At 33.5% G+C, this 12,444-nt stretch carries 7 protein-coding genes; 5 read left to right on the top strand and 2 right to left on the bottom strand.

What is annotated here, in order from left to right:
* Positions 1-206 precede the first annotated feature (206 nt).
* Together GXM17_RS10600 and GXM17_RS10595 are read left to right on the top strand one after the other, a co-directional pair.
* A complete protein-coding gene (locus tag GXM17_RS10600; RefSeq protein WP_163399310.1) occupies positions 207-1,649 on the top strand; it encodes a tagaturonate reductase in 1,443 nt (480 codons plus the stop codon).
* Between the two features lie 25 nt (positions 1,650-1,674).
* Complete coding sequence (locus GXM17_RS10595) at positions 1,675-3,288, top strand: UxaA family hydrolase (RefSeq protein WP_163399309.1); 1,614 nt, start codon at positions 1,675-1,677, stop codon at positions 3,286-3,288.
* Between the two features lie 181 nt (positions 3,289-3,469).
* Here the strand turns inward: GXM17_RS10595 and GXM17_RS10590 are convergent, their stop codons facing one another.
* Both GXM17_RS10590 and GXM17_RS10585 read right to left on the bottom strand, forming a co-directional pair.
* Complete coding sequence (locus GXM17_RS10590) at positions 3,470-4,498, bottom strand: LacI family DNA-binding transcriptional regulator (protein WP_163399308.1); 1,029 nt, start codon at positions 4,496-4,498, stop codon at positions 3,470-3,472.
* A 260-nt stretch (positions 4,499-4,758) separates the two neighbouring features.
* The gene (locus GXM17_RS10585) at positions 4,759-5,787 is read right to left on the bottom strand and encodes a LacI family DNA-binding transcriptional regulator (RefSeq protein ID WP_163399307.1); all 1,029 of its coding nucleotides are present in this window, start codon (positions 5,785-5,787) and stop codon (positions 4,759-4,761) included.
* Between the two features lie 283 nt (positions 5,788-6,070).
* Here GXM17_RS10585 and GXM17_RS10580 point away from each other — a divergent pair, with 283 nt between their 5' ends.
* From GXM17_RS10580 to GXM17_RS10570, 3 genes are read left to right on the top strand one after another with little or no spacing between them, the layout of a single operon-like run.
* Positions 6,071-7,510: a glycoside hydrolase family 28 protein gene (locus tag GXM17_RS10580; protein WP_163399306.1), complete on the top strand. Its 1,440-nt coding sequence runs from the start codon at positions 6,071-6,073 to the stop codon at positions 7,508-7,510.
* Positions 7,511-7,548: 38 nt separating this feature from the next.
* Entirely contained in the window at positions 7,549-10,656 is a 3,108-nt protein-coding gene (locus GXM17_RS10575; protein WP_163399305.1) for a SusC/RagA family TonB-linked outer membrane protein, read from the top strand.
* Between the two features lie 11 nt (positions 10,657-10,667).
* Complete coding sequence (locus GXM17_RS10570) at positions 10,668-12,350, top strand: RagB/SusD family nutrient uptake outer membrane protein (protein WP_163399304.1); 1,683 nt, start codon at positions 10,668-10,670, stop codon at positions 12,348-12,350.
* Positions 12,351-12,444: the final 94 nt, after the last annotated feature.

The following is a 12,444-nucleotide window of genomic DNA, read 5'->3' as shown; positions in this document are numbered from 1 at the left end:
AGGAATAATCAGTTTGTTTCTTATTTGGAAAGCAGTTTTTTTTAGAGTTTTAAAGGTTGTAATTGAACATTACGCTTGAAATAAAACTTGTCACTCCTCACAGCAAGTTTTGTTTGTTTTTTACAAGTGTAATGTTTCTTTTACAATAATAAAACAGGTAAGGAATTAATGAAGTTATTTATAACACTTTTAGAGAAGGTTTAAATATGAAAAAATTAAATAGAGTAAATACAGGATTAGAAAAAAAATACCCAATTAAGGTAGTACAATTTGGTGAAGGTAATTTCTTAAGGGCTTTTGTTGATTACGCTTTTCACAAACTGAATAAAGAAGTTGGTTTTAGTGCGGGAATTGCAATGGTTCAGCCATTGAAAGACGGTATGGTAAACATGATTAATGATCAGGATGGTCTTTATACCTTGTTTATGAACGGAATCAAAAAGGGAGAAAAAATTCAAGATATTGAGTTAATAGATAATATTGTAAAAGGTATCAATCCATACACTGAATTTGCTGATTATTTAGCATTAGCTAAAGAAGAGGAACTTCAGTTTATAGTTTCAAACACTACTGAAGCTGGAATTGAATTTATCGGTACTGACACTCCTGATATGCAGCCACCTGTTTCATTTCCTGCGAAGCTGACTGTTTTGCTATACGAAAGATTTAAACATTTCAACGGAGATGCTTCTAAAGGTGTAACGATAATTCCTTGTGAATTAATTGATTATAACTCAGAAACTCTCAAAAAAATAATCTTGCAATATGTTGATTTATGGAAATTGGAAGATGAATTTAAAACCTGGGTTTCAGAAGCTTGTTCTTACCACAGTACTTTGGTTGACAGGATTGTTCCTGGATATCCAAGAGCTAATATTGAGGAATACAATAGCAAATTAAATTATGAGGATAATTTAATTGTTGCTGCTGAACCATTTTTCCTTTGGGCTATTGAAGGCGGAGATGATTTGAAAGCAAAATTGCCATTCCATAAAACAGATTTGAATGTCAAGATTGTTGACGATATCCGACCTTTCAAAATGATCAAAGTTCGAATCCTAAACGGTGCACATACTGCAATGGTTCCTTGTTCACTTTTGTTCGGTAACAAATTGGTAATGGAGACTGTCAATGGAGATTTTACCGGAAAATTCGTGGACAACGTTATTAGTGAAATTAGCGAAACCCTTGCTATGGACAAAAATGAAATAGTTGCCTACTGTGAAGAGGTAATGGATCGTTTCAAAAACCCATTTATCAAACACGCATTAGCTGATATTGCCCTAAATTCAATCTCAAAATTCAAAGTAAGAGTATTGCCAAGTTTATTAGGGTATTATAACACAAACGGAAAACTTCCTGTAAATTTAACTTTTTCATTAGCTTGTTTAATCCAATTCTACAAAGGAACCTGGAACAACGAGACATTGCCTGTAAAAGATACTCCTGAATTAGTTGAAGCATTCAAAAATGCCTGGCAATTAGGAACTTTGGATTCAGTTGTAGCTGCTGTGTTAGGTAATACAGAATTCTGGGGCGAAGATTTAACAAAAATTAAAGGTTTATCTGAAGCATTAGTAGTAGCTTTAAATGAAATTGAAGCTAACGGAATTGAAAAAGGCTATGCTAATTTTAGCTCGAAATTCTAATTAGAACCTTTTTAAAATTATTATCATGCAAAAAAAATTAATAAAAGTAAATCCAGCTGATAATGTAATTGTCGCTTTAACCGATTTGGTACAAAACGAACAAATTGCATTTGAAGGAACTACCGTCATACCAACAACTGATGTTAAAGCAAAACATAAAATCGCAGAAAAAGATTTTGCAATTGGTGATGAAATTATTATGTATGGCGTTTTGGTAGGAAAAGCTGTAAAACCTGTAGAAAAAGGAGGAGTGATTACGACCGAAAACGTTAAACATCAAAGTGAAGAAGTTTTTCGTAAAACTGGAAATTTAGGTTGGACTCCACCAAATGTTGATCGTTGGAAAAACAAAACTTTCAACGGATATCATCGTACTGATGGACAAGTTGGAACCAAAAACGTTTGGTTGTTTATTCCATTGGTTTTTTGTGAAAATAAAAATATCGAAAAACTAAAAGATATTTTCGAAAATGAATTATTGCCAAAAAAGGATGTTTCGTATAAAAATTTATTACGCTCTTTAATTGAAGAAAAAAGCGTTGAAGAGGTTTCCGATAAATATAGAAATGAAAATCTTTTAAATAATATCGAAGTAAAATTTATCAATCACCAAGGTGGTTGTGGCGGAATTCGACAAGATTCGGAATTGCTGGCAAAATTACTTGCAGGATATGTGAATAATCCAAATGTTGCCGGTGCTACTATTTTAAGTTTGGGCTGTCAAAATTTGCAGGTAGATATTTTTAAAAATGCATTAAAAGCGATTAGTCCAAATTGTGATAAAGAGATCTTGATCTACGAACAACAACAAATTGGGACAACTGATGAAATGTTTCAAATGGTGATTAAAGATTCTTATGAAGCCATTAAAAGAGCCAATAAAATAGAACGTAAACCTGCACCTATATCAAAATTAAGTATTGGTTTGGAATGTGGCGGATCTGACGGATTTTCTGGAATATCTGCAAATCCGGCTTTAGGAGTTGTTTCAGATATTTTCGCAGCTTTGGGAGCCAAATCCATTTTGGCAGAGTTTCCGGAATTATGTGGTGTTGAACAGGAATTGATGAACCGATGTGTGACCGAAGAGAAAGCAGACAAGTTTTTATCTTTGATGAAAGCTTTTGAAAAATCAGTTGTGGATGCAGGTTCAGGGTTTGATATGAACCCGTCTCCGGGAAATATTAAAGACGGATTAATTACCGACGCCATGAAATCTGCTGGCGCATCTAAAAAAGGTGGAACTGCACCTATTGTAGATGTTTTGGATTACGGCGAATACATTTCACAACCGGGTTTAAATCTTTTAAATACGCCAGGAAATGACGCGGAATGTACTACAGGATTAGTTGGAGCGGGAGCGACTGTTGTTTTATTTACAACAGGTCTAGGAAATCCGATGGGAAATCCGGTTGCACCTGTGGTAAAAATTGCTTCTAACACGGCATTAACCAACAGGATGTCGGATATTATCGATTTCAATGCCGGAACTGTAATCACTGGAGAAAAAAACATCACCGAAGTTGGTGAAGAACTAGTTGATTACATTATAGAACTGGCAAGTGGAAACGTTGAAACAAAAGCAGATCAGCTGAAACAAGATGTATTTATCCCTTGGAAAAGGGGGGTTTCTTTATAAAAATTTTTCACCATATAAGTTATAGAAGTAAATTTTATAAACTATACTTAGTAAAAAAGCAGCTCATTTATGTGCTGCTTTTTAGTTTTGAATACAACTTAAATTTACTTTTTAAGCAGCACTGTAATTAAATTGCGCGCAAAAGTAAAATAAACTTATATAACTTATATGGTGAAAAAAATTAAAAGGCAGTTCTTGTAGAAGATTTACGGATATGTAATTCAGGGGCTAGAACTACTTTTTTTTCTATTTTAATAGTATCAGTTTTGCCAACTTGTTCTAAAAACACACGAGCTGACATTCTGCCCATTTCAAGAGGTGATTGATCAACGGAAGTTATAGATAGTTCCATAAATTTAGTGAAAGGCTCGTTACTAAATCCGGCAACACAAAATTCTTGCGGAATGTTGATGTTTCGTTCTTTTAGTTCCTGAATTGCTCCTAAGGCAGCAAAATCACTCGAAGAAAATATAGCATCTGGAGGAGTTTCAAGTTCTAATAAAATGGTAATTGCGTTTTTTCCTGCTTCAACACTACTTTTACACTGGATAACATATTTTTCATTATATGGAATTCCATTGTCTACTAGTGCTTGTCTGTATCCTAAAAATCTATTTTTAAAAATTTCTAATGACTGATCTCCGGATAAATGTGCGATATATTTACATCCCTGATTGATTAATTGTTTTGTGACAATGTATCCTCCTTTAAAGTCATTGATGGTTACTGAGCTTACACCGTCTATGAGCTTGCTCCTGTCAAAGAAAATCAAAGGCACGTTCTTTTTTAATACATTTAAAAAAGCGCCATCATTTTCATTATTAACAGCGGTAACAGACATTAAAATGCCATCAACCTGAGCATCAATTAAAGCATAAAGATTTTCATTTTCTCTTTTTGGATCTTCATGAGTCTGACAAATAATAACCTGATAACCGTGGGGATAAAGCTCTTCTTCAATACCTCTGATTACAGATGCGAAAAAGTTACTGTCAACGCGAGGTACAATCACCCCTATATTGTTGCTTCTTCCACTTTTTAAAGCCAATGCAAGTTTGTTTGGTTTGTAACCCATCAAGTCAGCTGTTTCCTGAACTAATTCTCGTGTGCTTTTTTTTATTTTCGGACTTTTATTTAAAGCTCTTGAGACAGTAGCAGCAGTTATGTTTAATCTCTTGGCAATATCGTAAATAGTGATTTTTTCGCTCATTCAAAAAATATTCCTTTTGTTATTTGGCACAAAAATACCTTTTTTTTGAATAATCAAGTATAAAATGTTTTCGTTTGAAAAAAACTTATTATTATAAGAATAATATAGCTTTAATATAAGTTTTTTCTTTTTTCTTTTAAGGTTTATGGTAATTGCTTTATTGTAATTATAATTACAAAACCTTTAATAGAATTAAATAATACGCAGTCAATTATTGCTAAAATGTTAATGCAGGAATAGAATTTTTAATCCCATAGGAATTATGAATTTATTCTGGATGTGGATTTACGTATATGTAATTCTGGTGCTAATACTACCTTTTTTTCTATTTTAATAGTATCTGTTTTGCCAACTTGTTCTAAGAAGACGCGAGCTGACATTTTTCCCATTTCAAGCGGAGACTGATCAACGGAAGTTATGGATAGCTCCATGAATTTAGTAAAAGGCTCGTTACTAAAACCAGCAACACAAAATTCTTGAGGGATATTAATATTTCTGTCCCTTAATTCCTGAATTGCTCCTAAAGCAGCAAAATCACTTGATGAAAATATAGCATCTGGAGGTGTTTCGAGCTCTAATAGAATGTTGATTGCGTTTTTTCCTGCTTCAACGCTGCTTTTGGACTGAATAACATATTTTTCATTAAAAGGGATTCCGCTATCCAGTAAAGCTTGTTTGTAACCCAGAAATCTGTTTTTAAAAATTTCTAACGATTGATCTCCGGAAAAATGTGCTATGTTTCGGCATCCCTGATTGATTAATTGTTTTGTTACAATGTAACCTCCTTTAAAGTCATTGATGGTAACTGAGCTTACACCATTTATCTGTTTACTCCTGTCAAAGAAAATCAAAGGCACGTTTTTTTCTAATACATTTTGAAAAGCATCGTCATTTTCATTAGTAACAGCGGTAACAGACATTAAGATACCATCAACCTGTGCATCTATTAAAGTATAAAGGTTTTCATTTTCTCTTTTTGGATTTTCGTGAGTCTGGCAAATAATAACCTGATAACCGTGAGGGTAAAGCTCTTCTTCGATACCTCTGATTACAGATGCAAAAAAGTTGCTGTCAACACGGGGTACAATAACACCTATGTTGTTACTTCTGCCACTTTTTAAAGCCAGAGCCAATTTATTTTGTTTATAGTTCATTGAAGAAGCTGCTTCCAGAACTAATTGCTTTGTACTTTCTTTTATTTTCGGACTGTTATTTAATGCTCTTGAAACCGTAGCTGCAGTGATATTTAGTTTTTTTGCAATATCATAAATAGTTATTTTTTCGCTCATTCAAAAGTTACATTTTGATTATTTTAACACAAAAATACATTTTTTTTGCACACTGCAATATAAAATGTTATCGATTACCAATAAATCTTTTGCTTATAAATAAAATATCACAATAATAAAAAATTGTGTTTATTTTTATAGTAAGTGTAATTAATTCTTTAATAAAAAATAAATATTTGATTTTTTTAGAAATTAATTTGTTGGTTTGATTCTATTTTTCTACTTTCGTGTAATCGATTACATAGTTAATGAAATCTTAATTCCTAAATAGTAATACTGCAAAATGAGTGTATATAAGGCTTTGAAGGCGAATTTAGCATTGTTGGTTATAACAGGTGCCCTGGTTGTTATGTCCTGTGGTAGTAAAATATCAGGCAAATCAGTTGGTAATCCATGGGAAAAAATGGATTTAATTGTTAAAAGTATTCCTCAGGTAAATTTTTTAAATAAAGATTATAATATAAAAGATTTTGGTGCAGTTGCAGATGGTGTGACTTTTAATACAGTTGCTTTTGAAAAGGCAATAAAAGTTTGCGCTGTAAACGGTGGTGGGAGAGTGGTTGTTCCTGAAGGCAAATACTTAACCGGGCCTATACATTTAGATAGTAATGTGAATTTGCACTTGGAGGATAATGCAGAAATTTTGTTTAGTACAAATCCGAAAGATTATCCCATAGTTCACACTTCTTGGGAAGGAACAGAGTTGATGAATTATTCTCCTCTTATTTATGCTAAAAATAAAACAAATGTAGCTATAACAGGTAATGGTACTTTAAATGGTCAGGCCAATAGTACTAACTGGTGGGTTTGGTCAGGTGGTAAAAGCTACGGTTGGCAAAAAGGTATTCCTTCTCAGAACGATCCAACTAACCGGGAAGTTTTGGTTGATATGGCCGAAAAAGGTATTCCGGTTTCACAAAGAGTTTTTGGTGAAGGGCGTTATTTAAGACCTAATTTCATTGAATTCTTTGAATGTAATACTGTTCTAATAAAAGATATTAAAGTAATCAACGCTCCTTTCTGGATTCTGCACCCAATAAAATCTAATAACATAACTATTGACGGTGTTACGGTAAATAGTCATGGTCCTAATAATGACGGGTGCGATCCTGAATATTCACAAAACATAATTATTAAAAATTGTGTGTTTAATACCGGAGACGATTGTATCGCTATAAAATCCGGGAGGGATGCAGATGGAAGACGAGTTGCAATACCGAGTAAGAATATCATTGTACAAAACTGTAAAATGGTAGATGGTCACGGTGGTGTTGTAATAGGAAGTGAAATATCCGCTGGTGTAAATAATGTTTTTGTTGAGAATTGTGTTATGGATAGTCCAAATTTAGACAGGGCAATTCGTATCAAGACAAATTCCAGACGAGGAGGGATTATTGAAGACGTATATGTTAGAAATCTCGAAGTTGGAACGGTTAAGGAATGCGTCTTGAAGTTAAACATGTTTTACAATGTATACGGCTCTCAGACAGGAAATTTTATTCCGGTTATCAGAAATGTGAGTTTAGAAAATGTAAAAGTAAAAAAAGCAGGTAAATATGGCGTCTGGGCCGAAGGATATAAAGAATCTCCAGTGGAAAACATTACACTGAAAAATGTAGTTATCGAAAAAGCCGACTCCGTTTACTTATTGAAAAATATTAAGAATTTTAATTTTATAAATACCTATATCAATGACAAAAAAGTAGAATCAATTAAAAACTAAAAAAAAAATAACTATCAATTAACCATTAAAAACAAATTATGAATATTAAACAATTATTGAAAAAAAGAATAAAATACAATCTCGTATTTTTGTTCTTTCTTAATTTTCTGTTGGGTAATACTATGTATGCTCAGTCAACAGTTATAGAGGGTAAAATTACAGACGCTACCGGGCTTTCCCTGCCAGGGGTGAATGTTGTGGAAAAAGGAACTAAAAACGGTACGTCAACTGATTTTGAAGGAAGCTTCAAAATAAATGTTTCAAACAGTAAAGCTATTTTAGTAATAAGTTATCTTGGTTTTAAGACTCAGGAGGTAGCGGTAGCAGGAAAATCTAAAGTGAATGTTAGTCTTGCAGAAGAATCAAACACACTTACAGAGGTTGTTGTTGTAGGGTATGGTACTGCGAGAAAATCTGATGTTACAGGCGCTATCAGTACCATTAAACCAGAAACAATTACAGAAAGGAATACAACTAACCCTTTAGAAGCAATTCAAGGAAGTACGCCAGGGGTGCAAATTACATCTAGTACAGGTCGTGCTGGAGACGGATACAAAGTTGTAATTAGAGGTAGTAACTCTTTGTTGTCTGACGCTACTCCTTTATATGTGGTAGATGGTGTGCCTACTGATAATATTGATTTCTTAAATCCACAAGATATAGCCAGAATGGATGTTTTGAAAGATGCTTCTTCTGCTGCAATTTATGGTTCTAGAGGAGCAAGTGGAGTTATTATAGTAACAACTAAAAGTGGTGTATCAGCAAAAAGCGGTGTTAGTGTATCATTAGAATCATCTTATGGTACTAAAAACGCTGTACGATTACCTCAAATGATGTCGGGAGCTGAATGGTGGAAATTTCATCAGGTAGCATACATGAGTGCAACACCATTAACTCAAACTCCTTCACAACTTGCAGCATTGGCAGGGAATCAAAGCCCTTTATTAGTGTCGAGAGCTAATAGTGGTTATGATTTCGATTGGTATGATGCTGTATTAAAACCAGGTATGACCGCAAATAATTATATTAATCTATCCGGCAGAGCTGATAATGGCTTAAGCTATAATCTGGCATTTGGTATTCAAAATGATGAAGGGTTAATAGACAAAGATTCAATGGATAAATATTCTTTCAAGTTAGGAGTTAATCATAAAATAAATGACAAATTTTCAACAGGAGCGAATCTTACAATAGCTCGAGTTGAATCGGAGCTAGGAAGTGATTTGGCAATGCAGGAAGCATTTAGATTAAGTCCGCTTATGTCACCTTATGCGGTAGATGCAGCAGGAAATGAAACGAATGAATTGTTTTTTCAACCAGGTAAATTAACATATCCTGATGGATCATGGGCAATAAATAAAACAAGTTCAGTGAATCCATTGGTTGAAATTAAAAACTCTTCTCAAACTGAAAAAAGCTGGCAGACTATCGGAAATGTATATTTTCAATACCAGGCTTTAAAGTGGTTGTCATTCAAAACTACTTTTGCTGCTGGTGTCCTTAATGGTGTGAATAGTACAGCTTTTGGAGCTCAATCTAATGCAGGGGTTGCACTAACTAATAAAAATTCAGCTTCTATTAAGAATATTCAAAACTTCAATTATACTTGGGATAACCAAATTGATATGAAACATACTTTTAATGAAGATCACAGTGTAAGTGCGCTTTTATTACAAAGTTTTTATTCTAATACAGATGAAAATTCATTTATGTATTCAAATAACCAACCTTTTGATGTAGGTTCAAATAATATGGGATCTGGAGTACAAACAAGTTATCAAATTACCTCTTTTTATGCTAAAAACACTTTAAATTCATATGCAGTACGTGTAAATTATGGATATAAAGATAAATATTTAATTACTGCATCAAGTCGTTGGGATGGATCATCTGTTTTATCAGAAGGTAACAAATGGGAAAGTTTTCCATCAGTAGCTTTAGGCTGGAACATTAGTAAAGAATCATTTTTAGCAAACGGTAATATTGTTTCTAACTTGAAATTACGTGCGAGTCTTGGTTATACTGGTAATGATAATGTTGCACCGTATACTTCACAAGCTTTATTAGATCAACAAACATTTTATGCTAATGGAGCAAATGTAGTACCTGGGTGGCAATCTAAAAACTTAGCTAATACGACTTTGACTTGGGAAAAAACCAGAGAATTAAACTTTGGATTAGATTTTGGTTTTTTATCTAATAGAATTACCGGTAGTGTAGATGTATATGATCGCTTATCTGATAAATTGATTTATTTGCAAAAGTTACCTTATGAGACTGGTTGGAATAATACCTATTCTAATGTTGGATCAGTTAGTAACAGAGGGATTGAAGTTGGTCTTACAACTAAAAACATCAAATCAAGTTTAGTGGATTGGGAAACAACTTTTACCTTCACAAAAAATGAAAACATGTTAGAATCGATATATAACCAGGATAGAGTAAGTGATATTGGAAATAAATTAATTATAGGTTCAGAATTAAACCCTAACTACAATTATGTTTATGATGGAGTTTGGCAAGAAAGTGAAGCGGCAGAAGCAGCTACTTTTGGCAATATGAAACCTGGAATGGCAAAACCAAAAGACATTAACGGAGACGGTAAATTTGATGCAAATGACAGAACTGTAATTGGTAATGCAAACCCTGAATGGCAAGGAAGTATGTATTCCAAGCTGAAGGTTGGACAATTTGATTTTAATTTTTCTGTGTTAGCAAGTCAGGGACAGACAGTATTAAGTACTTTTCATCAAAACTTCGGGGATACAACTGATAGAGGGCGTCAAAAATTGGCCATGGACTATTTTATTCCAACAAACGGATCCGGAATAGAAGCGAACGCTAATAATACTAATCCACGTCCTGGTCCTGCTGCTACTGGTGCAGGTACTTTTTGGGCTTCAGGAATGGCTTTTTACAGAGAAGTTGATTATATAAAAATTAAAAATATCTCTCTTGGTTATACACTTGATAGTGAGTTGTTAAAAAAGATGAAGCTAAGTAATCTTAGAATCTATGTAAACGTTTTAGATCCATTTGTATTTACAGACTTTGATGGATATGATCCAGAATGGGCTGGCGCTTCTTTTGGAGTTAATCGTCCGGCATCAGTCACTACACAGTTAGGTATAAGTGTTAAATTTTAATAAGTTTTAAGATGAAAAAAACAATAATATTATTAGGGTTAATCGTTACTTTATTTAGTTCTTGCAACGATTATATTGAAGAAGAAAGTCTTTCAAATGTTCCAGCAGATCCTACTTATAAAACAGCTTCTGGATTTCAATTATTAATTAATTCGAATTACGCATCTCTCAAAAATATTTATGGTGGAGCGCCATGGTTATTTTGTTCTGGTACAGATATGTATGCAGAAGGTAGAACACCAGAACCAGCAGGTCTTGCAGATTATACACTTTTGATACCTTCTTCAGTGGGTGTTGAACAATTATATCAATCCTGTTATCAGGCAATTCAATCGGTAAACAAAACAATTTATTATTCAACAATGACGGAGCAAAATGCAAATGTTCCAACGTTAGTAGGTGAAGCAAAATTCATTAGAGCGAATGCTTATTTCTTGTTAGTGCAAACTTATGGAGGTGTGCCAATTGTTGATGATAATATCACTTCAGCTATGCTTACTTTTGATAGAAATACTGCTGAAGAAGTTTATACACATATCATCAAAGATCTTGAAGAATCTCTTGCCAGTGTAGGAACTGCTGCTTATGCAACTGCCGGTAAAGTAAATAAAAGAGCGGTAAATGACTTGTTGGCAAAAGTTTATTTAACAAGAGGATATGAGACATTTGGAACAGCTAGTGATTTTACAAAGGCTGCAGCTTATGCAGATGCAGCTATAGCTGGACAGGCTTTAAATATTCCTTTCGCTGATTTATTTAAAGCAACGACTACTTCAAATAATGATTTAAATGCTGAAACTATTTTTTCAGTACAATATTCTGTAGCTTCAACAAGCACTAGTCCTACTACACTTGGTAATAACCAATTTTATTATTTTGGACCATACTTAGGAGGGTCAGAAACGAATGGTGCTCCTTTGAGAAGTTATAATTTGTGTCCAACAGGATATGCTTTAGGACTTTATGAAAAAGGTGATACCAGATGGAATGCAACTTTTATGACCGAAATTTTTGAATATAAGAGGCCGACTGATGGTAAGATTGTATTATATACTCCTTATTATGATTCCTCAATTCCTGTAGCTGATTTAAAAGTTAGACATTTCTATGAGCCTAAATGGTTTACCGCCACAGATAAAACTAATTATTTGGCCACAGCAAAACTTTCTGCAAATTTTGTTTATCATCCTTGGGGCGAATATACTGCTGAACATACTTTAATAGATAACAGAGATTGTTATACTATCCCTGTTAAAAAGTTTGATGACCCTACGCCTACAACTCCTAATACTGCAGGAAATGTAAGTACAAGGGATATCATTTTAGCACGTTTAAGTGAAACTTACTTGATAGCTGCAGAGGCTTATTTAAAATCAGGTCAGCCAGGAATAGGATTAGATCGTCTAAATGAAGTAAGAAGAAGAGCTGGTGTAGTAAATGCTACAGCTGGACAATTTAATATCGATTATATCTTAGATGAAAGAGGAAGAGAGCTTTTAGGAGAATATAAAAGATGGTTTGATTTGAAACGTACTGGTACTCTTGTGGCAAGAGCTTCTGCTCATAACTATAAAGTTAAAGCGGCTAATTTTGTTGGAGTAGGCGGTCAGCTTAAAATATTAAGACCAATCCCACAATTGGCTTTAGATTTAAATCAGAACAAAGATTTTCCACAGAATCCTGCATACTTTTGATTTTGAATGAAATATTGTTTTTTTTGAATTAGTTTTAAAAAGGAGTTTGGCATTTTGCCGGACTCCTTTCTTAACTAAATTTAGGTACTGTTTT

Source organism: Flavobacterium fluviatile, from assembly GCF_010645065.1.
Classification (GTDB): Bacteria; Bacteroidota; Bacteroidia; order Flavobacteriales; family Flavobacteriaceae; genus Flavobacterium; species Flavobacterium fluviatile.
Note: the sequence above shows the minus strand (reverse complement) of the source record. Positions and strands in the feature narration are given on the sequence as shown.